At 36.0% G+C, this 24,034-nt stretch carries 17 protein-coding genes and 3 pseudogenes; 10 read left to right on the top strand and 10 right to left on the bottom strand.

Annotated features, from left to right (window positions below):
* Window positions 1-13 precede the first annotated feature (13 nt).
* From OTK01_RS12125 to OTK01_RS12110, 4 genes and pseudogenes are all read right to left on the bottom strand, one after another.
* Window positions 14-1,636: an NAD+ synthase gene (locus OTK01_RS12125; protein ID WP_029227793.1), complete on the bottom strand. Its 1,623-nt coding sequence runs from the start codon at window positions 1,634-1,636 to the stop codon at window positions 14-16.
* 49 nt (window positions 1,637-1,685) lie between these two features.
* Complete coding sequence (locus tag OTK01_RS12120) at window positions 1,686-1,907, bottom strand: nucleotidyltransferase domain-containing protein (RefSeq protein ID WP_269011618.1); 222 nt, start codon at window positions 1,905-1,907, stop codon at window positions 1,686-1,688.
* 545 nt (window positions 1,908-2,452) lie between these two features.
* Window positions 2,453-2,869, bottom strand: a complete 417-nt coding sequence (locus tag OTK01_RS12115) for a type II toxin-antitoxin system HicB family antitoxin (RefSeq protein ID WP_013431623.1) — start codon at window positions 2,867-2,869, stop codon at window positions 2,453-2,455.
* A gap of 91 nt (window positions 2,870-2,960) precedes the next feature.
* Window positions 2,961-3,143: pseudogene (locus OTK01_RS12110) on the bottom strand (type II toxin-antitoxin system HicA family toxin).
* Between the two features lie 274 nt (window positions 3,144-3,417).
* Here OTK01_RS12110 and OTK01_RS12105 point away from each other — a divergent pair.
* Window positions 3,418-3,732: pseudogene (locus OTK01_RS12105) on the top strand (ISL3 family transposase); the annotation flags it as partial.
* Window positions 3,733-3,991: 259 nt separating this feature from the next.
* Here the strand turns inward: OTK01_RS12105 and OTK01_RS12100 are convergent.
* Genes OTK01_RS12100 through OTK01_RS12090 form a run of 3 tightly spaced genes read right to left on the bottom strand, consistent with a single transcriptional unit; the run spans window position 3,992 to window position 4,968 of the window.
* Window positions 3,992-4,459: a DUF5412 family protein gene (locus tag OTK01_RS12100; RefSeq protein WP_013431625.1), complete on the bottom strand. Its 468-nt coding sequence runs from the start codon at window positions 4,457-4,459 to the stop codon at window positions 3,992-3,994.
* Window positions 4,443-4,703 (bottom strand): polymorphic toxin type 44 domain-containing protein, encoded by a 261-nt coding sequence (locus OTK01_RS12095; RefSeq protein WP_232841651.1) that lies wholly within the window; start codon window positions 4,701-4,703, stop codon window positions 4,443-4,445. Before OTK01_RS12095 ends, OTK01_RS12100 begins: the two co-directional genes overlap by 17 nt.
* Window positions 4,704-4,737: 34 nt before the next feature.
* Entirely contained in the window at window positions 4,738-4,968 is a 231-nt protein-coding gene (locus tag OTK01_RS12090; protein WP_232841641.1) for a hypothetical protein, read from the bottom strand.
* A 568-nt stretch (window positions 4,969-5,536) separates the two neighbouring features.
* Here OTK01_RS12090 and OTK01_RS12085 point away from each other — a divergent pair.
* Window positions 5,537-5,662, top strand: a pseudogene (locus OTK01_RS12085) (IS481 family transposase); the annotation flags it as partial.
* 185 nt (window positions 5,663-5,847) lie between these two features.
* Entirely contained in the window at window positions 5,848-6,747 is a 900-nt protein-coding gene (locus OTK01_RS12080; RefSeq protein WP_029671882.1) for a LysR family transcriptional regulator, read from the top strand.
* A gap of 126 nt (window positions 6,748-6,873) precedes the next feature.
* On the opposite strand, the gene OTK01_RS12075 is transcribed toward OTK01_RS12080, so the two are convergent.
* The 3 genes from OTK01_RS12075 to OTK01_RS12065 all read right to left on the bottom strand — a co-directional run bounded on the left by OTK01_RS12075 (window position 6,874) and on the right by OTK01_RS12065 (window position 12,311).
* On the bottom strand, window positions 6,874-8,838 hold the full coding sequence (locus OTK01_RS12075) for an oxidoreductase (protein ID WP_029227789.1): 1,965 nt from the start codon (window positions 8,836-8,838) through the stop codon (window positions 6,874-6,876).
* Window positions 8,839-9,051: 213 nt separating this feature from the next.
* On the bottom strand, window positions 9,052-10,578 hold the full coding sequence (locus OTK01_RS12070) for a response regulator transcription factor (protein WP_029227788.1): 1,527 nt from the start codon (window positions 10,576-10,578) through the stop codon (window positions 9,052-9,054).
* Window positions 10,575-12,311, bottom strand: coding sequence for a sensor histidine kinase (locus tag OTK01_RS12065; protein ID WP_029227787.1), 1,737 nt, complete (start codon window positions 12,309-12,311; stop codon window positions 10,575-10,577). The genes OTK01_RS12070 and OTK01_RS12065 overlap by 4 nt, the downstream gene beginning before the upstream one ends.
* 264 nt (window positions 12,312-12,575) lie before the next feature.
* Here OTK01_RS12065 and OTK01_RS12060 point away from each other — a divergent pair, with 264 nt between their 5' ends.
* From OTK01_RS12060 to OTK01_RS12030, 7 genes are all read left to right on the top strand, one after another.
* Window positions 12,576-13,928, top strand: a complete 1,353-nt coding sequence (locus OTK01_RS12060; RefSeq protein WP_029227786.1) for an extracellular solute-binding protein — start codon at window positions 12,576-12,578, stop codon at window positions 13,926-13,928.
* A gap of 120 nt (window positions 13,929-14,048) precedes the next feature.
* Entirely contained in the window at window positions 14,049-14,933 is an 885-nt protein-coding gene (locus OTK01_RS12055) for a carbohydrate ABC transporter permease (RefSeq protein WP_029227785.1), read from the top strand.
* Window positions 14,930-15,769 carry a carbohydrate ABC transporter permease gene (locus tag OTK01_RS12050; protein WP_029227784.1) on the top strand — a complete coding sequence of 280 codons (840 nt, stop codon included), beginning with the start codon at window positions 14,930-14,932 and terminating at the stop codon, window positions 15,767-15,769. The genes OTK01_RS12055 and OTK01_RS12050 overlap by 4 nt, the downstream gene beginning before the upstream one ends.
* A 134-nt stretch (window positions 15,770-15,903) precedes the next feature.
* Window positions 15,904-18,345, top strand: coding sequence for a beta-mannosidase (locus OTK01_RS12045; protein WP_029227783.1), 2,442 nt, complete (start codon window positions 15,904-15,906; stop codon window positions 18,343-18,345).
* A 233-nt stretch (window positions 18,346-18,578) separates the two neighbouring features.
* Window positions 18,579-20,435 carry a glycoside hydrolase family 15 protein gene (locus OTK01_RS12040; RefSeq protein WP_029227782.1) on the top strand — a complete coding sequence of 619 codons (1,857 nt, stop codon included), beginning with the start codon at window positions 18,579-18,581 and terminating at the stop codon, window positions 20,433-20,435.
* Window positions 20,436-20,660: 225 nt separating this feature from the next.
* Entirely contained in the window at window positions 20,661-21,854 is a 1,194-nt protein-coding gene (locus OTK01_RS12035) for a glycosyltransferase family 4 protein (protein ID WP_029227781.1), read from the top strand.
* A gap of 40 nt (window positions 21,855-21,894) precedes the next feature.
* Window positions 21,895-24,027: a sugar phosphate nucleotidyltransferase gene (locus OTK01_RS12030; RefSeq protein WP_029227780.1), complete on the top strand. Its 2,133-nt coding sequence runs from the start codon at window positions 21,895-21,897 to the stop codon at window positions 24,025-24,027.
* Window positions 24,028-24,034: the final 7 nt, after the last annotated feature.

Raw genomic sequence — 24,034 nt, 5'->3', positions numbered from 1 at the left:
CCTTGGCCTTTTCTTACACCCATCTCTGGACAATTGGCATGCGCCTGCCAAAACCAAACGCTTTTGATGTTACTTTCAAGCCTGGTGCTGCCTGTTTTCGTTTGTATTCTGCTCTTTCCACCATCTTTATTACTTTGAGTACAAGCTCTTTTGGGTATCCCATTTCCACTATTTCATTTATGCTCTTTTGCTCTTCTATATATGCAACAAGTATTGGGTCAAGCACCTCATATGCTGGGAGAGTGTCCTGGTCTTTTTGGTTGGGGCGAAGCTCTGCAGACGGTGGTTTTACTAAAACGTTGTGTGGTATTATTTCTCTTTCCCTATTTATATACCTTGCAAGCTCATACACAAGCATTTTTGGCAAATCGGATATAACTGCAAGCCCGCCTGCCATATCACCGTAAAGCGTGCAGTATCCAACTGCAAGCTCAGACTTATTCCCTGTTGTTAAAACAAGCCGGTTTTCCCTGTTTGATATAAACATGAGGATATTTCCGCGAATTCGCGCCTGAATGTTTTCCTCTGCCAAGTCCTGCAGAGCAACTTCGCTTCCATTGAACATTTTAAGATAACTTTTAAACGGCTCTTCAATTGAGTAAACCCTAAATTCTATGCCAAGGTTACTTGCTAACTTTTGAGCATCTTTTAAGCTGTGCTCTGAAGAATATCGCGATGGCATAGCAACACCAAGCACATTTTCCCTGCCGAGAGCTTCGACCGCCAAACAGCAAACAACTGACGAGTCAATCCCCCCAGAAAGACCTACTACTGCCTTTTTGGTTATTCCAGTCTTTTCAAAATAATCTCTTATACCAAGCACAAGTGCTTTTTTAATCCACGAGATGTCTTCATGTATGTCAACTTCAGGCATATTGTCAATCTTTTCAAGCTCAATTTCTAAAATATCCTCTTCAAACTCTTTTGCTTTTGCCACGAGCCTGCCGTCTGAACTGAGCACAACACTGTTTCCGTCAAATATCAGCTCATCATTCCCGCCAACCTGATTCACATATATAACAGGAATGCCATACTTTGTTGCAGCCTCTTTCAAAACTTTTAGCCGCTGAGTTTTAAGTTTTGTGTAGTGATAGGGTGATGCTGACAGGTTTATAAACACCTTTGCACCCTTTTGAAAAAGTTCATCAAGTACGTTTATGTCATACATTGCATTTTCATCGTTATTTATGTTCCAGATATCCTCGCATATGCTTATACCAAAGTTTATCCCTTCAATAGTTACAACCTCTCTTGTAGGACTTGGTGTAAAATATCTGTTTTCATCAAATACATCATAAGAGGGCAAAAGAGTCTTGTGCATCATCTTTTCAATTTTGCCCCGGTAGAAAATAATAGCACTGTTGAAAAGCTTTGAAACATGGTGGCTCTTTGTTGGGCTACCTACAATTACATAGCTATCTTCCACTTCTTTTGCAATTTGGTCTATTGCCTTATCAATTGCATCTATAAAATCTTTTTGGAACAAAAGGTCTTTTGGAGGATATCCGCAAATTGAAAGTTCTGGGAATATAAGAATTTTTGCATCTCTGTGGGATTTTATAATCTCAATTATCTTTTTTGTGTTACCCTCGATATCTCCAACAATGGGATTTATCTGGCAAAGTAAAACCTTCACATCTTCCACCTTCTTTGTGCTAAATATCCTTCTGGTCTTTTCTAAAAAATTATTTATTTTTTATACTTTCAAGAATCTTTTGATTATATATTTCAGAATAATAGCTAAAATCAAGGTATTCTCTGAGGACACTTACTTCAAACAAGCTTCTTTCTTCATGGTCTTTTAGAATTATCCCATCCTTGATTATGCTGTACTTAAGAAAAATATTAGCATTTTTCAAGTTGACAATATCGACATCTCTTTTAAATACAGTTTTTCCTTCTTCCATCAAAAGACCTCTCAAGATTGCTTCATAATATAACACATCCACACAGCTTTTTTCAAACTCTTTCATAAAATTATATCACAAAAAAGAAAAAAGCGCTTTTATTTTTGCCTTTCCTCTTTGAACTTTCTACAGAACTCAACCTTTTGTTTAAGCGAAAGAGTGGTTTTGGTGAGGGTATTTAACCTGCACTATTCGGTGCAAGTAGAAATTTAAAGAAAAAAAAAGCAAATTAAAGCATGAATGAGCTGAATTTAAAAAATGAAAATTAAAAAAACGAGAAATGGATGTTGACAAAGGATAAAGAGTTTGGATAAAATTTAGCACAAAAGGCCAGTAAGAAAATAGACATGAAAAAAGATTTTGTTTATATATCAAATAAATAAGAAAAAAGGGAACAAAATAAAATATTGAGATATATTGAGAGGGATTGGGGGTAATACTACCCGTCAACCCTATATTTGTTTGCTATATAGCTCAATATTAACAATTAATACTATTAAATGGCCAATTCTGGTTATTAAAATTATAGTTTTAGGACATCCCCTTTAAGTTTGTAAGCGTTCTTTTATACCAAGCTTTTCTTTTAGGGCTTGCTGCAGAACTTGAGAAAAATTAATATGAGCTTCTTCAGCAGCTTTATTTAACCACCGCGGCAGTGTTACAGTCTTGTTCACACTTTTATTTGCCATTTCTTCTCTCACAGGTGGCATATAAACAACAATTGGAACAACAAAAGCACCTTTAGGAACATCTAACTTTTCAGGTGGAGTAGGTTCAGGGATTTCCTCGTTGTCTTCTTCTAAGCCATATAAATGTAATTCCAAAGCATCTTTAGCCATATATAAAGCTTCTTCAAGTGTTTTGCCTTCTGTTATGCATCCAGGCAAATCAGGGAAATAAACACAATATCCACCATTTTCGCCTGGTTCAAAAATAGCTGGGAAAATGTACTTATCAGCCATTGTCTAACCTCCTTTCGTTCAAAGTATAACCTTTATAATGTGTTACTTTTAAAGAGTATGACTCTATGTTAAAATCTTAAGCAGCAGGGTTTTATTTTAATCCTGCTTGCTTAAGAATACTATTTAGCGTTTTTGGGTCAAGATCTTTGTTATGATATGGAACTGTTACTAATCCTTTTTTCACGGGATGCTTAAACTGTTTGTGAGAGCCTCTTTGTCTAACTTCATACTATTTATCTTTTTCAAGTATTTTTATTAATTCTTTTGGTTTCAAGCTCACCTCCTCCTTACAGCTATATTATAACACGTGTTAATCACACGTGTCAATAAGTCTTAACGCTCTTATCGCAAGAAGTCTCAATCTTCTATAAGATTGAGATAAATTGCGGTTGATAAATATTCAGTTTCGGTATATACTAAACTTGGTGATGATTATGAAATTCGACTCGAATAAACATTCAGTATTTCTTCTCTACTACCATACTTGCCCTAATTGCAAACAGCAAACTTCAAAAGTTCACGATTATAGAATTCAGAGAATATATGCTTCTGAATTAAGGAAGGCACATAGACTCAAGGAAGAATTTAACAAAGTATTAGAGAGCAAGGATAGTTGTGAAGCGAGAGAAAACCTCAAGATGTGGCTGGATACAGCAAAAAGAAGCAACATAGCAGAGTTTAAAAGATGTATACAAACGTTTAGGAACTGGTTTTCAGAAATAGTTGCAAGTTTTGATGTTCCTTACACAAATAGCATAACGGAAGGTTTTAACAATAAGATAAAGGTATTAAAGAGGAACGCATATGGGTTTAGGAATTTTGAGAGGTTCAGGAAGAGGATTTTGTTAAGTTTAGCAAGATAAGAGTAGGAGCAGATATTTAAGGTTTTTTAGTAGGGGTATTAGAATCATTTATGAGCTTTTGTGATAGAAGAGTTACGAATATTATTGATGTAATTAAACACATATTCAGTTAAAAATTAAAAGGTAGCATTCAGAGCAGCCACCCCAACTCTTGACAAAGAGCCTATTTTCAATGGATTGCAGGCTATTTTTTTGACTTTCTGCAAAAGTCAGATTAAAAGTAAGTCCAATGGACAATAAAGGAGGTTGCTTACGTTTATCAATGTAAGCCGCCCCCTCTATTTTTTTCTATAATTCCTTCTATCATCCTTTTCACAGACTCTTTTCTAAAATCGAAAGACTCTTTAAAAATATCTAATCTGTGACCATTAATTATAACCACATGATTGTTTATCCATTTAACATCTGCTTTATCTTCTGGATAGTTCCAGTATATATTTCTAATTTTTAAGCCATTTTTATAACACAGCTCTCCTCTTATTGCAAATGCTGTTGTTGCACCACCGTTACATAAGTAAAATTTAAGTTTGTATTTTCGGTTAGGAGATAAAGATTCATTCAAAAATTCACCATGAGGAAGTCTGTTCATGTCAAAAAATAGCCAGTAAACAAGGAAAGAAAATAATAAGGTTAGTATTAATATTATTTTCAGCACTTTGATTAATATCTTTTTAAAAAAACAAACATTTATTTTAGTTAAGCCATTAGATTTATAAACCTTGCTCATACCATGATATCCCTTTCATAATTGCTTCTTGATCTTTCTGATCATCAAAATAGCTTTTATAGTAAAAAATATCCCATGTTCCAGATAATATTTGAACAAGTCCTGCAGCTGAGCATAAAACTACTGCTGGAAGGGGTAATGATCTACCCGTATATCCATAATTAATATTACCAATATCTTCTCCATAAACATATTTCACATTACCATTAATAATTATTTTATATAATTTATTCCACCCATATATTAGTTTGTAATCCCAATCACCACCTTCTCTTACTTTAGATGTCCAAAATGCAACTTTTGCAGAGTATGCTAAAGCAGCATTTCCATTTGTATATATGAATTTGATTGACTATTTGTAGAAAGATGTATACTGAAGTCATCCTTAAGTCTATAATTCCTTCTTTGATAGCTAAGTTAAGGTATTTTATACATTCTTTGTACTTTACTATTAAATTATTATCTTCAACTATCTCTTTTATTGCTTCCTTTAGTATTAATTGTTCCATCATCATCAATCTTTAAATAATTTTTGGGACTTTTTAGTACGTAATTAATGTTAAGCAAACTTTCTATATTAATTCGCTATCTTGTAGAGAGTGGCTATTGATTAAGCTATATTCTTCATCTTCAGCATATGATAAAGAAAGGTTAAATACAAATATAAATATAAAAATCGTCATGATACTTAAAAATCTTTTTATTATACAAATTCCTCCTCTTTTTAATAAATCCTTTACTTAATTAAATTATATTACAATTACTTTACATATGTCAATACATAATTTTAAGTTACTCTCGAATAGGTGTAGAGATATTTGCCAAAGCGAGAGAATGTGCAAAGATAGTGAGGAAAAACTCATAAAAAGAATTGAGACTGCCTCCACCTGACAGGGATATAGAAGGTGTAATCTTCCATTCAAAAGAAACATCAAAAAATTACAAGGGGCAAAAAATTTCATAACATATGAGGAAGGTTTAGAATTTATTGGTATTAACAAATGATGTAGTGACAAAATCTGTGTCCAAATTTTGTAATTCCCAGTCCTCCCAAGCTTTTTGAGCTTCAAACTGACAAAGTCAAAAAGAAGTACAAAAAAAGATTATAGAAATCTACATAATTGTAAATTTCTCATTCCATTTTCTGAGTTTCAACTTGATATAAAACATCTTTTAGATAAAAAAGCTTTACTAGAAAATATAGGGACTCAAAGATGGCAAGATTCATGAAACTTTTCATTCTCTATTCTGCAATAAATTAGTTGGCAAATATGTCTTAACTAAGTGCTATTTAGATTGTTAAAAAGTTGACTTATCAGGTGTTTAATCTATATAATAAGAGGCAGAAAGGGTGTTGAATAAATGTCGATAATTTTAGGGTGATATGGATGGATATAACTTCATTAAAATATTTTGTTAAAGTGTGCCAGAATAATAGCTTTTCAAGAGCGGCGAAAGAGTTGTTCATTACTCAGCAGGCTATAAGCAGGATAATCAAGAACTTAGAGAAAGAAATTGGTGCGCCTCTTTTTTACAGAGATTCTAAAGGGGTTTATCCAACTGAGCTTGGAAAGTATATTTTGCCAAAGGCAGAAGCTTTAGTAAAAGAGTTCGAGAATTTTGTTGCAGAAATTAATGATATGGTAAACAAGAAAAAAGAAAGGCTGAGAGTAGGTTTTGCGCCAGGGACCTTACAGGTTTTAGGAGTAAAAGAGATTGTTGAATTTGAAAGTAAGTATTGTAACATTGAAATTGAAATAGGAGAATATACAGATGTGGATTGTGAATTGAATGTTTTAAATGGATTTCTTGATTTAGCGCTTACAGTGAAGCCAAAAGATAAGAAGAGATTCAAATACTATCACTTGATAAAAGAAAACCTTATCGCGATAGTGAATAAAAATAATCCATTGTCACATAAAAAAAGTATCAAATTTGAGGACCTCAAAGATGAAAAGTTTATTATTTTAGATGATACTTTCCGAATTCAGCGTGTTCTCATGGAACATTTCAAAAAAGCTGGGTTTACTCCCAATGTTTATTATAAATCCAGTCATGACCTCAATGTTGCTTACGACTTTGTTGAATTAAATAAAGGTATTTTTGTTTTTGTTGAAAAGTTAACTCATGTTGAAAAATACAATAACATTTGTTGCATACCCATAGATGAGCCGGATGTATTTTGGGATGTAGGGTTTATTGTAAAGAAGAATACTAAAATTAGTCCAGCAGCAGAGAAATTCATAAACTATTTTCTCAGCAAGCACGGCAGCAGTAGAACAACCTAAGGCTCAAGTTAGATAAAAAAAGCCATAATCTCAAGCCTGTTTAAAATTTAGAAAATTTTCTTATGTCATAAAGGCTTGAGAATTATGGCTTATATATTCTTTCTAAATTTTTATTTATTATCCAGTTTACAGATTATAGGCGGTTAAAAATCCAGATTCCATTGCATTTCTTATAGTTCCAATTTCTTTGGCATCTCCAAGTACAAACACTTTATCAAAATTAGATTTTATTTCTTCAACATACTCTTTATTTGAAACTCTTCCCAGAGAAAGTACAATATAATCAAACTCATATTCTTCCTGGGCTTTAGTCTCAGTATTTTCGAAGATGGCTATATTTTCATCTATCTTTACCAATTTTCGTTTCGGGTACAGCTTAACATTAAAGGCTTTTAGATGGTTGAGTACATCTATTAAATTTTGAAAATATGCTCCCGGTCCTATTTCGTCGGCCATTTCAAATATGCTAACATCATTGTTATTTTCAGCAAGGTAGTGAGCAGTTTCAAGACCTGTCAATCCAGACCCAACTACAGCCACCTTTTTATTCTTCAATATCATTTTTCCACTCAAAATATCTTCAATAGTCAGCACATTTTTGCTTTCTATCCCTGCAATTGTTTGTGGTATCAATGGCTTTGAACCGTGCGCAATAAATATTGCATAAGGATTAAGAGATTTTAAAGTTTCTATAGTAGGTGCACAGTTGTACCTTATTTCAATACCTAACCTTTCAACCTGGGATTTTAGATAATCTATTAGCCACTTAATTTTCTCTTTTTTAGGTGGTTTACAACCGAGCTGAAGCATACCACCTATTTTATCCGATTTCTCAAATACAATGGGTTTGTATCTTCTGAGTGCTAAAACTCTTGCAGCCTCAAGTCCAGCAGGTCCTGCACCAATTATTGCAACAATTTTTCCTTCGCCATCTTCTTTAAAGCTGCTAAGTTCATCTTCTCTTCCTGCTTGGATGTTAATGGCACATTGACAAGGAATACCTGTCAAGTCAGCCTTCATAAGAGTTTCCATGCAATACAGGCAAGAGATGCATTTTCTTATTTCATTTACTCTACCTTCTTTTGCCTTATTTGCCCATTCGGGGTCTGCAAAATGTTGTCTTGCCGAACCTGCAAAATCGATTTTTCCTTCTTTAATTAACTGGTCTGCATACTCTGGGTCTCTTATAACTGATACTGCTATTACAGGTATGTTTACAGCTTTTTTTATTGTTTCAGCCAAATATATCTTCCACCCTTGCTCAAAAGATATAGGTTCCCATGCTACATTCATAGTTTCATATATTCCACAGCTTATATCGAGTGCATCCACACCCAAAGCTTCTAACCTTTGAGCTATTTTGATGCTCTCTTCAAGGTGCAGTCCTTCTTCAGGAAGGCCTACCAATCCTAAAAATTCGTCAACTGATAACCTTACTAACAGAGGATAGTCTTTACCACATTTCTCTCTTATACCTAAAATTATCTCTTCAAGGAATCTCATTCTGTTTTCAAGACTTCCACCATACTTGTCCGTTCTTTTGTTAGTGTAAGGACTCAAAAACTGGTTAACCAAGTATCCATGAGCTGCATGAATCTCAACACCATCTATACCTGCTTTTTTGACTCTTACTGCTGCATTTATGAACTTGTCTATCATATCTTCAATTTGTTCAATAGTCATTTCTTCAACTGGTTGGCGTACCACCTTGCATTCTATCTTGCTTGGCGCTGGCATTGGCAAATTTCCGTTTATAGCCGAAATTCCCTGTCTTCCAGGATGATAAATCTGAGCTACTATTTTAGCATCATATTTATGAATTTCATCTGCTAAAGCTTTAAGACCCGGGATAAATTTGTCATCATAGACGCATATCTGCCTTGTATTACCTTTTCCTCTTTCGTCAACCACTGTACATTCTGTAATTATAAGTCCGACTCCCCCTTTTGCTCTTGCAGAATAAAAGTGGATATCTTTTTGGGATACGGTCCCGTCGGGATTAGCTAATGCATTACCCATTGCTGTAAATACTATTCTATTTTTTATTTCCATTGTCCCGATTTTACCCTTTGCAAACAGATTATCAAACATCCAAATACTTCCTCCTTTTATGATAGCTTTCTTTGTTAAACAATTCACTTATCCTTCCTTTAATTTATGATAAGCATTTTCAAAAGTTTTGTGAAACATAAAACTATTGTGCCACTCACAACATTTTGTGATACCTCAACAAGCTAAATTTACGAAAGAAGCATTTCCATGGCAGTCCAAAAATTATTAAATTGGCAAGCAACTTCCTGAGGGTTATTTTTGTCCTTCCTCTTTGAACTTCCTGGGAGACAGGCCTGTGTACTTTTTGAATATCATTGAAAAGTATTTATAGTCACTAAACCCAACCTTTTCGGCAACCTCATAAGATTTTAGGTTTGTTGACAGCAGAAGCTGTTTGGCTTTGTTTATCCTCAGCTCATTTAAAAAGTCCACAAAACTTTTACCAGTTTCTTCTTTAAATATTTTACAAAAATAGTTGGGCGAAATTCCGCAAACCTCAGCAATATCAGACAGTAAAATTTGGGTTGCATAGTTTTTCTCAATGTAACTTATGGCATCTTTTATAATTTTCCTGTGCCTGCTTTCTTTTACGTTCTGAATCTTGTCAATACAAAAGAAGGCAAAATCTATTAGGTTCTTTTTCATATTTTCACTTTCCCGCTTATTAAAAGAAAAGGCTGCGCTTTTGGTAAACTCATCTTTTAAAGCAGGGCATATTTCTTTTGCTTTTGTCAAAATAAGCTCAGAAAGCTTCTTATAACTGTTTTCTAAAGAATTTTTATCAACTTTATATTCCAATTTTTCAAAAATCTTATTCACCAGCAAAGCTGTCTTTTCCTTATCAAGAGCCATAAAAGCATTTAAAAGTTCGACCTCGTCTTCAGTCAGCTGAGATGGAAGAAACTTACTATCTGATGCACTTTTTAAAGATAGATGCAGCTCCTTTTTGCTTGAGACAACAATTCCTTTTGAAAATGAGATCTTAACGTTAAGATACTTCTTAGCATTAGATTTTATTTGATTTAGAAGCTTTTCATCTATCTCTTTTGGTTCACTCAAGTTTACTATCAAAATCAAGGTATTATCGCCAAAGTCGCCGTAAAATACAAATCCACAGTATTTTTCCTGGATATCCTCTTCAATTAGGTTTGAAAGTAGATTTAGCACAAACTCTTTGTTCTTGTTTACAGAAGACTCCATTAACATAAAAATATCTTCAACCACAACCAAAATTACCTGAAAGTAAGGACCTTCTAATGAGATTTTCAAAAGCCTTTCTTTCACAGGGTCAAGTACTATTTCGGGGTTTGCAAACAGACTTTTTAAAAACGAAGACCTTAAAACATATATGTTCTCTTCCACGATGTTTTTGTACAGCAAAGTCTCGAAAGACTTTTTCTGCTCCTCAATAATAGATTCTTTTAACCCAACAACTACCTTAATCAGCTCATCTGCGCTCACAGGCTTTAGAAGATAATCAGATGCACGAAGTTTGAGGGCAGTCTTTAAGTATTCTACATCGTCATAGCCTGTAAGAAACACAATCTTTATGTTCGGCAGGCTCTGCTTTATAATCTTTGCAGCCTCAAGTCCGTCCAAAATGGGCATTCTAATGTCCAAAAGGACAATGTCTGGCTGTTTTGAAAAGCAAAGCTGTGCTGCCTCCTGACCATTTGATGCTTCTCCTACTATTTCAATTCCGTATGATGTCCAGTCAATTGAAGATATTATTCCTTTTCGGATTACCCTTTCATCATCAGCAACAACCATTTTAATCATTTCAAATCACCTTCTTTTAAAGCTGGTTGTATAACCGTCACCTTTGTTCCAAGCCCTGGTGTGCTTTCAATTTCCATGCCATATTCATTCCCAAACGCAAGTTTTATTCTGTCATTGACATTTTTAAGTCCTATCTTACCATTTGGATTGTCATTCTTCAGGGCACTTTCGAACACCTCTTTTGGAGCACCAGCTCCTGTGTCGGACACGATAAAATATAGTTTTTCATCTTTTGTAAACACTTCAATACTAATTTTTCCCTTCTTCCCACTTTTTTCTATACCATGATAGATTGCATTTTCCACAATTGGCTGCAGAACAAGCTTTACTGTTTTATAGCATAGAGCTTGACTTTGAACGTTCAACGAAAATTCTATCAAGTCCTGGTACCTGACCTTTTGTATTAGGATGTAACTATTAAGATGTTCTATCTCTTCTTTCACAGTTATGATGTTACTTTTGTTTGCTAATATGGACCTGAAAAGTTTTGAGAGTGCCTCAACAAGGATGCAAGCTTTTTTTGCACCTTCAAGTCGGGCTGTCCAGTATATTGTATCAAGTGTGTTGTAAAGAAAGTGGGGGTTGATTCTTTCTTGCAGGGCTTTTAACTCTGCCTCTTTTTGCTTTATAGTTGCAATGTAAACCTGGTTCATAAGCTCATTGAGTTTTGCAGACATACTGTTGAATGCTTGAATTAGCTTTGACACCTCATCATTTCCCCTTGGCTGCATGTACACATCAAAGTTCTGGTTTGCAATATGTCTCATAAAAATTCTTAGCTGTTTGAGCGGATAGAGGATACTGTTTTGGAAGAAAACAAGAGAAATAGATGCAGCAAAAAGGGCAAGAAGGATAGTAATAAAAAGATAACTTTGTATAGCTCTATTTTCAGCAACAAGACTTGCCTTTTCTACAAAGCTTACAACCTTCCATCCAAGAGGTTTTATGGTAGAGTATATAACAAGAAAGGTTTCGCCAGACAGTTTTGTATAAAAAAAGCCTTGCTCAAAATTTTCCATGGGTTTTGTAGAAATCATCTTGGCAAGGTTCTTTCCGATTAAAGTCTTGTCTGTTGAGCTAAGGATAAAATAGTTCTGGTTACAGATAACAAAGTTTTCAGAAAAATTTGAGCTAAGACTTATTACCTCGTCAAACAAGCTTTTTTCATCAATGTTTATCTCTAAATACCCAATCAGGTTTTTGAAGTTGTTGATGTCTCTTATAGGACGAACAAGAGAAATCACATACGTTAATATTCCTGCCCTGCTTGTTATGACATTAGGACACCATTCAAAGCTCTGGACGTTGATATTAGAAAGATTTAAAGTCTGCTCTTTGATTCCATATGTGTCAAATATAGTATTATTTTTACCCATTATGTATATGGAATGAATATATGGTTTTTCACCTACAAGGTATGTTAAAAAGTCGTTTACATGTACCCTTGCCTTTTCAAGCTCCTGTTGGTCGGTTTCAAGGTCAGATTTCAAAAGCTGCCTCAAATCACCGCTCTGAATAAAGTAAAGCGACGCTTCCTTTATATCGTTTGTAATAAGCTCAAGAGAGCTTGCAATCTGTTTTACAGTGTGAAGATGTGAAAATGCAAATTTGTTCTCCACTATTTTGACAGATTTTATATATGAAGCTATTCCAATCGGGAAGCTTGAAAGAATAATCAAAAAGATTGCACATACCATAATTTTAAACTGGAGACTACTTGATATCTTTTTCACTTTACCGATTCCTTTCTAATATAAAAATCTTTAAGATTAAAATAGCACAGAAGGTGCTTAAATAACAAGGGCAAAAGATTCCGAAAAGATAAAAATTTATGATTTTCGAATATTTGTTTGGAGACTATCTTAAACGAATAATAAAACAGCAAATGTGTTAAAATAATAGAAGTTTTAATAAGATTGTTACCTACAAATTGCATAATCAAATTTATATAATTAAAAGTAAAAATAAAAATAAAGAAAAAGAAGGAGGTAAATTCTGTGAAAAGCTCAAGGCTTATTAAAAGAATTTTAGCCATTATAGTAATTTTTGGACTTGTGCTTTCGCTTGCTGCCTGCAAGAAAAAGGCAGCTGAGCAGCCACAGCAGAGCAGCCAGAACAAAAACATCGAAGAAAAAATTACTTTAACGTTTACTCACATGTTTACAAACGACGGCAGTGCAATAAGCGATGGTTTTTACAATGCACTAAATGAGTACAAAAAAGCACATCCGAATGTGACAATAAAACAAGAAGCTCTGTCACATGATACTTATGAGACAAAGATAAAGACACTGGCTGCCGGTGGGGAACTTCCAGATGTGTTTGTTATCAAGGGTTCAATGGTTGACCCATTTTACAACAACGGTCAGATTGCGCCTTTAAATGATGCGCTTGACAGTGACATGGCATGGAAAAATAGCTTTGTTGAAGGTGCGTTTGACGATTTCAAAAGAGGAGACAAGATACTGGGAATACCAATCCAGGTTCAGCCAACGTCCCTTATATTCTACAACAGAGAAATTTTCAAGGAAGCAGGAATAAATGAGTTTCCAAAGGATTGGAACGAGTTTAAAGATGCTGTCAAAAAGCTCAAAGCAAAAGGGTATATTCCAATCACTGCAGGAAACAAAGGAAAATGGCTTGTTGAATCGTGTATTCTGAGCACTCTTGGTGACAGGTTCACAGGGACAGACTGGTTTGTGTCTGTAAGAGATAGAAAAGGTGCAAAGTTTACCGACCCAGAGTTTGTAAATGCACTCAGGGCAATTGATGAGCTTGTTAAGATGAAGGCGTTTAACAGCGATATCAACTCGCTTGACAACAACCAGCAAAGAACTCTTTATTACAACAAAAAAGCTGCAATGTTCTTTGAAGGCGGCTGGGCAATTTCGCTTGTGACAAACGAAGCTCCAAAGGATGTTTTGGATGCAACAGAGCTTGCTATAATTCCGCCTGTGCCAGGTGGGAAAGGATTGCCAAACACAGTTTCAGGCGGTGCTGGCTGGGCGTTTCAAATAAATGCAAAACTTGATGGGAGCAAGAAAAATGCTGCGCTGGCACTTTTAAAAGCACTCTCAAGCGATGCATATTCAAGACCAATGCTTGAAAAGGGTGGTTTTCCGGCAACAAAGGTTACAAATTATGATGAGAGTAAGCTTTCTACTCTTGCGAAGAAATATCAACAGCTTGCGAAGAATATAAAATATGTTCCTGTTTATGATGTTCAGCTATCACCTGGTGTGATTGAAGTTATGAACAGCGGTCTTCAGGACATGATAATAGGCACAATTACACCCGAAAAGCTTGCTCAAAAGATTCAGCAGGAGTACGAAAGAGAGGCTTCAAAATAAGGAAGATGGTTTACTTTTAAATTTTCACCAATAAACAGAAAGGGGAGGGAAGAGTTCACCCTCCTCTTTTAGTTAGAAAGCATAAATTTAGAAAAATTTTTCAGAGGTGAGCATACTTCTATGGAAAGAGGACTTTTTAAACCAAAATCAAGAGTTTTCATTGGGTATTTGGCTTTGCCGGTTTTATGGTATGTATTTGTTGTTGTCATGCCGCTCATTTTGGCGCTCAGGTACAGTCTTTATGACTGGTCTGGCGGGCCAAGAATGAGATTTGTTGGACTTTCAAACTATGCAGAACTTATAAAAGACACAGATTTTTGGCTGTCATTTAAAAACAATGTAATAATCACCTTACTTTGCATTGTTGGGCAGATTGGTATTGCATTTGTCTTAGCTGCCCTTATGACAACAAGGGTTTTAAAGTTCAAAGAGTTTCACCGCACAGTAATATTTTTGCCTGTTGTTCTATCTGCAGTTGTAATAGGCTTTATCTGGACACTCATGTATAACCAGCAGATAGGAATTTTAAACTGGGTTTTAAGAGCAATTGGTCTTGAAAGCTTGATAAAGCCGTGGCTTGACGACCCAAAGATAGTTATCTACTCTGTTTCTGTGCCACTTATATGGCAGTACATCGGGTTTTATCTTGTGATTTTGATGGCGTCGCTTCAGTCTATTCCGAAAGAAATATTTGAAGCAGCCGAGATAGACGGTGCAGACGGGTTTAAAAGAACAATTTATATCATATTGCCTCTTTTGGCAGACACTTTGAAGGTTTCTGTGATGCTCTGTATTGCAGGAAATATGAAGGTGTTTGACCATATATATGTCATGACAGGCGGTGGTCCTGGTAAAAGTTCAATGGTCATGGCACAGTATGCTTACAATAATTCGTTTATAATGTTCAAGCTTGGTTATGGTTCTACAATCTCTGTTGGAATACTAATACTTAGCCTTGCAATAATTTTGCTTTCGCGAAAACTTATGGGGGGAAGGACACAATGACGCTCAAAAGGATACTATCAAGAATAGGATCTTTGATTATAAACGCTTTTGTGATGCTGCTATCACTTTCATGTATTTTCCCGATTGTCTGGCTTATTTATTCATCACTGAAGACTGAAAAAGAATTTGTGCTAAACATTGCTGCCCTGCCAGCCCATCCAACCTTTGAAAATTATATAAATGCCATCAAAACTGCAAAGATGCACATATACTTTTTCAACAGCCTATTTACAACAGTTGTCTCTGTCATATTGATTGTTTTATTCAGCTTCGTGGTTGGGTACTTCTTTGCAAGATACAGGTTCACAGGGAGAAATCTTCTTTACACAATGTTTTTGGCAGGGATGTTAATACCAATCCATGCTCTGCTTGTTCCGATGTTTGTTGAGTTCAAAGTGCTTGGACTTTTGGACAAAAGAATAACGTTGATTTTGCCATATGTAGGGCTTGGACTTCCAATGGCAATATTTTTGATGGAAAACTTTATAAAAGATATTCCGCACGAGATTGAAGAAGCTGCATACATTGATGGGGCGACACTTACTACAACCCTTTTTAGGATCATTCTTCCCATTTGCAAGCCGATTATTTCAACAGTCGTGATTCTGAGCAGTTTGTCTTCATGGAACGAGTTTTCGTTTGCCCTTGTTTTGATAAAAAGCGATGCTTTGAAGACTTTGCCTGTTGGTCTTACAAATTTCACATCTCAATACACAGTAAAATACACCCAGCTTATGGCAGCAATCACAATTGCAATACTTCCTGTGATTATGGTGTATCTAATATTCAACAAAAAAGTAATCCAGGGGCTTGTTGCAGGCGCTGTTAAAGGGTGATTTGGATATTTTCACCCTTTTATTTTTTCTTAAAAAATGAGATAAAGACTAAAAATAAAGAAAGAAAAACTTGCTGTGAGGAATATTATAATAAATTCTGAAAAGACTATCAAAAAAACAGGAGGAGAAAAGCTGTGAGAATAAATCTTGACGGGAAATGGAAGTTCAGAGAAGTTGGTCAAAATGAGTACTATGAGGCAAGCGTGCCAGGATGTGTCCAGCTTGATTTGATTAACCTTGGAAAGCTTCCCGACCCTTTTTATGCTACAAACGAGGTTTTATTTTATGACTTAGAAGAGAAAGATTTTGAGTATGTAAAAGAGTTTGATGTTGATAATGTCGATTTTCAGGTCAAAAAGCTTGTGTTCAAAGGAATTGATACAGTATCTGAGATTTATTTAAATGACCATTATTTGGGCAAGACCGACAACATGTTTTTGAAGTATGAGTTTGATGTGAGCCTTGCACTTAAAAAAGGGAAAAACATTTTAAAGGTGGTGCTTTTGTCACCAATAAATGAGGCAGAAAGGCTCAAAAGCATTTACCAGTCAAGCTACAGCTATCCACAAAGAAGCTGGATAAGAAAGTCGCAGTATTCGTACGGCTGGGACTGGGGTCCAAGGATTTTGCAGATTGGTATATGGAAGAGCGTGTATTTAGAGCTTCACAATGGGCTTGAAATTCAAGACGAGTTTGTAAAAGTGGAAAGTATTTCAGATGAGGTTGCAATTGTTAAAGTATTTGCAAAGATAAACTGTTTTGAAAAACCATCCGAAGTTGAGATAGAGATATTTGATGGTAGCTCTACCTTGAAAGTTTTACCAGAGGTTTATAAATCAAAAGATGGGTATTTTATTGACGAGAGGATTGAGATAGAAAACCCAAAACTTTGGTGGCCAAACGGGTATGGGGAGCCTTCTTTGTATGAGTTTAAAATAACCGCAAAGAGTTCGAATGAATTTCAAGAAAAGAAGGTCACAACAGGGCTCAGGACTGTAAGAGTAATAAAGGAAAAGGATGAATATGGCGAAAGTTTCATCTTTGAAATAAATGGCAAAAAGATTTTTGCAAAAGGGGCAAACTGGATACCCGCAGATTCAATCCTGCCAAGGTTGAAAGAAGAAGACTATAAAGAATTAATTAAAATGGCAAAAGATGCGAACATGAATATGTTAAGGGTTTGGGGCGGCGGAATTTATGAGTATGACTGGTTTTACGATGAGTGTGACAAAAACGGTATAATGGTGTGGCAGGATTTCATGTTTGCATGTGCAATTTATCCTGATGAGTTTGACTTTTTCGTTGAAAATTTCAAAAAAGAGGCAGAGTACCAGATAAAGAGGCTCAGAAACCATCCATGCATTGTGCTGTGGTGCGGAAATAACGAAAACAACTGGGGATTTAGAGACTGGTGGCACATCGGCGAGCCAGAGTTTTTGGGCAACAGGATATACAAAAAGGTGCTTCCTGAAATTCTGGCAAAACTTGACCCAACAAGACCATATCATATCTCAAGCCCGTATGGCGGTGAGCATCCAAACAGCGAAAAAGCTGGCGACAAACATACATGGGATATCTGGGCTGGCTGGAAAGACTACATCTATTATAAGCACGACAACGCAAGGTTTGTCTCTGAGTTTGGTTTTCAGGCAGCTGCACACCTTGACACAATGAAAAGATATATACCTCTTAAAGACCAGACAATCTTTTCAAAGACATTGAGAATGCACGAAAAGCAGGAAGAGGGTTTAGAGAGACTTATAAGGTACATGGCAGGTTCAATTGGTCTTCCAAAAGACTTTGACTCTTTTATATACCTTTCGCAGTTTGTTCAAAAAGAGGCTATAAAGCTTGCGGTTGAGCATTACAGGAAGAATAAATTCAGAACAGCAGGGGCACTTTACTGGCAGCTTAATGACTGCTGGCCTGTCATCTCATGGTCATCAATTGACTATTTGAAAAGAAGAAAAGCACTTTACTATGAGTCAAAAAGGATATTTGCAAAGTTTTTACCAGTAGTTGAGTATGAGGATGGGAAGCTAAAAGTATATGTTGTGAGTGATGAGTTAAAGCCAAAACAAGGTCAGCTCAATATTACAATCTGGAACTTTGACGGGCAAAAGCTATACGAGAAAAACCTTACTGTGGAAATTCCTGAAAATGGTGTGTTTGAGGCATTTTCTGAAAAAGTAGAAAACATGAATATTTTAAAGGGCGAGTGGTTGTATATACCCAAACATGTTGAGACAGCTGTAATTGGGGATAAGGTGGACAGAGGGCTTTTAGAGAGCATAGTTTTTGTAAGCCTTTTTGTTGACCAAATAGAATATGAAAACTACTTTGTATTTGAAAAGCCAATAAACCTTGAGCTAAAACCCTGCCAGTTTGAGTACAGAATAAAAGATGACTATATTATAATAAAACCCAAAACTCCTGCAATTTGCCTTATAATTGAAGCTGATAAGGATGTAGAAGACAACTTCATCTTTGCAAGACCTGAAAAAGAATACAAAATCCGCTTAAACGGCGCTCAAGTTATCAAGGTTTGTGATTTGATTGAGATGGTGATAAGGTAAACTGAATACTTCTACACAGAATACTCTTGTAACCCTCTCTGGCATGTGGCAAGTTTCAAAATTTGTGTGATGAGAATAATTCAATGCCAGAGAGGGTTTTGTTTTTGAAAACAGAAAAAAGGCAAAAATAAAATTAGTAAAATTGCTGAATGCACAACAAGTCAGATATTTGATATAATATGATTACTGCAAATGTTTGCGCAAAAATTTAAATATAAGAAAGAGGGATCATATTGAGAAAGCCGCACGTAGTAGAAGCTATAATTGGGAATACAAAGGTCTTAGGGCAGCTTGATTCAAATGGCATATTGCAAAGGTTTTATTGGCCTGCAGTGGATTATTATCAGCAAATAAAACTCTTTTTGGCAGCGGTTTTTTTGGATGGGCTTGTATTTTTCGAGGATGAAAGTTTTAAGATAAAAAGCGGGTTTGTGGACGACTTTGCATATTTTTTTGAGTATAAAGTCGCAGACAAAACAATTTTTCAACTTGACTTTGTTGACTGCGAAACAGATAGCCTGGTTAGAAGTTGGGAAGTCAATTTTAAAGACTTTTATGTCTTTTTAGAACCCATGATAAATTCCTCAAGCCTTTTTAATGCTGCAAAGGTTGATAAGGAAAATGAAATAGTCTATGCATATTTTAAAGGGACATATATAGGTCTTGCTTTTGAGAATAAGATAAAAAGCTTTACAGTTAAAAACGGAATTGATGATGCAAACGATAATCAACTGGAAGGCTGGCTTGAGGCAACAAACCCTCAGATTGCTGTAAAGCTCAAAAATGCGGGAAGAGTTGTGTGTTTTCTTGCTTTTGGGAACTCAAAAGATGAGGTCTATCGAAAGCTCTCTTATTTAAAGCAAAAGGGGTATGACGATGTTTACAGTCAAAACAAAACCTTTTGGGAAAAGAAATTTTCAAAAGTGAAGCTCGTTTGTACAGAAGACCCCAAAGACATAGAACTTCAGAAAAGAAGTGCCTATATATTTTATACTCTGCAAAATTCCAAAACAGGTGGAATTTTAGCTGCATCTGAGGTTGACGAGAAGTTTTTCCACTGTGGTGGTTATGGTTTTGTTTGGGGAAGAGACGCTGCGTTTATAACAGCTGCAATGGATGCGCTTGGGCTCTCAAGGGAGGTTGAAAAGTTTTTTGAATTTAAATTTTCTTGTCAGGAAAAAGAAGGTTTTTGGGACCAGAGGTACTATACAGACGGTACTTTGGCACCAAGTTGGGGAGTTCAGATTGATGAGACAGCTTCTGTTGTTTGGGGATTTTTGAGCCACTGCGAAAGACAAAATTCCTTGCATTTGATTGATTTGCATAAAGAACAGCTCAAAAAAGCACTGCTGTTTTTGATAGCTACAGTTGATAGCGAAAAGGGAGTTGTCTTTAGAAGCTTTGACCTTTGGGAAGAAAGAGAAGGAATTCATCTTTATTCTAACGCAAGCATATATGCAGCGCTGGGAAAAGCTAAAAAATATTTCCCTGAACTTGAAAGTGAAATTGAAAGAAAATTAAAAGCGATAAAAAATCAAATAACTACAGCATTTTACAGTCATAAACTTTCACGATATGTAAGGTCTACAGATGTCAGAATTCCAAGAGAGGAATTTTTAAAACTTCCTGAAGAGAACAGGTATGTAGAAAAGGACGAAAAATATGAGATAACCTATTATTTCAAAAAACAAGATGAGGTTGCTGACATTTCAATGCTTGGTGTGTACTATCCGTTTGAAATGATAGATAGCAGCGATAAGGCTTTCAAAGCTACCGTCTTGGCTATTGAAAGGGAGTGTCAAAATACCATTGTCGGCGGCTATAAGAGATACTCTGATGACAGATACATTGGTGGGAATCCATGGATACTGACAACGCTCTGGCTTGCAATATACTATAAAAAAACGGGGCAAGTTGACAAGGCAGAAAAACTCTTTGAATGGGCAAAGGCGCACAGTTTATCTAACGGACTTTTTCCAGAACAGGTTGACAGGCTTACTGGCAAGCCTGCATGGGTTGTCCCTTTGGCATGGTCTCATGCAATGTATGTACTGTACTTAAATGAAAAAAATGAAATTAAATTAAATTAAAACAAAGACCAGCCTGAAAGCAAATTTTTCAGCAAGAGCTGGTCTTTTTTATTTTGTCTTTTTCTCACTGCATTCTTCTACTCTATATTTTCATCTCAACTTGGAAAGTATAATATTTAGACAAATTTTTTAATTCAAATCTCAAAATTTTTGTTATAACTTTGCACAAAGTGGTATAAATTATATAAACCCGAAAAGCCAAACTGTCAGAAAGGAGATGAATGGTTGCGAATACTGCAGCTTACATGGGAATATCCGCCAAGGATTGTTGGTGGCATCTCAAGGGTGGTAAGAAGCATCTCACAAAAGCTCTCCAAAGACGATAAGGTGTATATTGTCACACTTTCAGAAGACTATGAAAGAACAGAAGACTATGGAAATCTCAAGATTTTAAGATGTCCAGTCTATCCTTTGAACTCTTTAAACTTTATTGACTGGGTCATGATTATGAACATGGCACTTGCTGAAAAAGCTATATATATTGCACAAAAGGAAGGTAAGTTTGACATAATCCATGCGCATGACTGGCTTGTAGCTTTTGCTGCGCGGATGGTAAAACATGCTCTTCGCATTCCTTTGGTTGCGACAATTCACGCAACAGAGCACGGACGAAACGGCGGGATACACACAGATATGCAAGGGTTTATTCACAATGTTGAGTGGTGGCTCACATTTGAGGCGTGGAAGGTAATTGTCAACTCTGAATTTATGAAAAATGAGTGTGAAAGGATATTTAGTTTAACACCTGACAAGTGTATTGTCATTCCCAACGGAATAGACTTTGAAGAGTTTGCGACAACGCCATTTGATTGGGATTTTAGAAGAAGGTATGCTTTGGACAGTGAAAAGATAATCTTTTTCATTGGAAGACATGTATACGAAAAGGGAATTCACATATTGATTGAAGCCTTCAGAAAAGTACTTGACAATTTTCCTGATGTAAAGCTCATAATTGCAGGCAATGGTCCGATGACAGGTGAGCTTTACTCTAAAGCCCACTTCTTAGGACTTTCACATAAAGTGCTGTTTACAGGATTTGTCAGTGATGAAGAGAGAAAAAAACTTTTTAAAATTGCTGACATTACTGTGTTCCCAAGCCTTTACGAGCCTTTTGGGATAGTTGCTTTAGAGGCGATGGCATCAGGATGTAGCACAGTTGTGTCTGACATTGGCGGGTTTTCTGAGATTGTAAAGCACCTTCACAATGGCCTTACTTTTTACTGCGCAAATCCAAACTCACTTGCCGACATGATTTTACTTCTCTTAAAAGATGACCTTCTTCGTCAAAGACTCTCAAGACAGGCACAAAGTGATGCAAAAGAGATTTATTCATGGGACAAAATTGTAAAAAGACTAAAGAGTGTATACGAAATGATTGTCACAGAGGCAAAAGGAATGGAGTGGTTTTCAGCACTTTAGAGGAGAATTTTAAAGTAAAAGGAGGAGGTCTCAAAAAGTTATGAAAGGCGTTATAATGGCAGGCGGGTCTGGGACAAGGCTCAGGCCCTTGACTGTGTCACTTCCAAAGCCGATGATACCTTTTTTCGGAAGACCTGTTATGGAGTATGCGGTAAAGCTTCTCAAAACCCATGACATTTTTGAGATTGCAACAACTCTTCAGTATCATCCTGACAAGATAATCAACTATTTTGAGGATGGGCAAAAGTGGGGTGTTCGTATCCAGCACTTTGTTGAGGACAGGCCTCTTGGCACAGCAGGTTCTGTCAAGAACGCAAAAGGGTTTTTGGATGAGACTTTTGTTGTTTTGAGCGGGGATGGAATTACAAATGCAGACCTTACAAAAGCTATAGAGTTTCATAAGCAAAAGGGCAGCAAGGTCACAATTGTGTTAAAAGAGGTTGAAATACCTATAGAGTATGGTATTGTTCTTACAGACGAGGAAGGAAGGATTCAAAGGTTTTTTGAAAAACCTTCGTGGAGCGAGGTCTTTTCAAACCTTGCAAACACAGGGATATATATAATTGAGCCAGAGATACTTGACTATATTGAAGATGGCAACCCTTATGATTTTAGCAAGGATTTGTTCCCAAAACTTTTAAAAGAAAAAGTACCCATGTTCGGCTTTAAAATGGATGGGTACTGGTGTGACATTGGTGATGTAGGGAGCTACATCAAAGCTCACAGGGATGTGTTCAGGTTGGGTGGAATACTTGACCTTGATTTGAAAAGTCCTATAATATCTAGGGAATCTAACATTTCACCAAACGCAAAGATAAGCCAGAGTGTGTTTATTGGAAGCGATTGTGAAATAGAAGACGATGTTGAAATAGGCGAGTTTTGTGTGATTGGTGATGGTGTAAAGATTGCAAAGGGAAGCAAGCTTGAGAGGGCTATACTTTGGAGCGGCAGTTTCATAGGTAAAAACTGTGAGCTGAAAAGCTGTATCATCTGCAGCAAATCCATTTTAAAAGACTATGTAAGAGTGTCTGAAAGGGCAGTGGTTGGGGAAAACAACCTTTTGAAAGATTTTGTTGAGGTCAAGGCAGAGGCTAAAATCTGGCCAGAAAAAACAATTGAGTCTGGCACAGTGATAGACGAAAACATCTACTGGGGAACAGAGGTTATAAAGAGCGTGTTTTGGGTTCGTGGAATTACAGGTGATTTTAACCAGGAGATAACACCCCAGTTTGCTATAAAACTTGGGAATTCCATCGGTTCTGTCTTTGACAAAAACGCAAGGATTTTAATTGGCGACGACTATACAGAAAAGAGCAGTGTTATTCGAAAAGCTATTGAGACAGGCTGCCAAGTAACAGGTGCTAGGCTTTACAGGACAAGAGGAATAATACTTCCAATCTTCAGATACATTGTCAAGGACTATTACGATGCAGGCATTTATGTGCGCTCAAGAGGAAATAGCATAAGGATTGAAATATTTGACCAAAACGGCATTAACATTGACAAATCGCTTGAAAGAAAGATTGAAAACCTGTTTGTCACATGCGATTTCAGAACCTCTTCAAACATTAATTTTGTAAATGAACTTGTCTCATCACCGCTTGAGATGTACTTTTCAAGGCTTGAGGAAACGTTCGAAAGTTCCAAGTTCAAAGGGCTAAAAGTTTGCATAGTTTCGGAAGACAAATCTATAATTTCGCTTTTTGACAAGATTTCTGAGCGATATGGTTTAAAGACTACTTTGATTAGTGGTGGTTCAAAACAGTGTATAGAGAATCTTAAAAACATGTGTGTGCAGAGCGAATATGATGCAGGATTTCTGATTGACAGGCAGGGAGAACACTTTATCATGATGCTGGGAGACTGCACACTCTACGGCGAAAAGCTCAAGATGCTACTTGCATGGCTTGAGATGAAAAAGTTCAAAAATAAATGCTTGATTTTGCCAGAGTTTTTCAAAGCATTTATAAGCGATGTGGAGAGAATTCTGGATGTGCCTGTAAAATACACTGGGAATGAAATAAGAGATTATATGAAAGTAGTTTTAGATGAGGGTATTGACTACTTTTTCTACTATGATGCGGTTTCTTCTGTAATGCTCATATTGGAAAAACTTGCTGAGGTAAAAGATTTGATAGATAGAGTGAAGAAATTAGAGGAAGTTCATGTGTGAAAATATT

The organism is Caldicellulosiruptor acetigenus, from assembly GCF_026914305.1.
Lineage (GTDB): Bacteria > Bacillota > Thermoanaerobacteria > Caldicellulosiruptorales > Caldicellulosiruptoraceae > Caldicellulosiruptor > Caldicellulosiruptor acetigenus.
The sequence above is the reverse complement of the archived record's forward strand: the minus strand, read 5'-3'. Positions and strand labels throughout refer to the sequence as shown.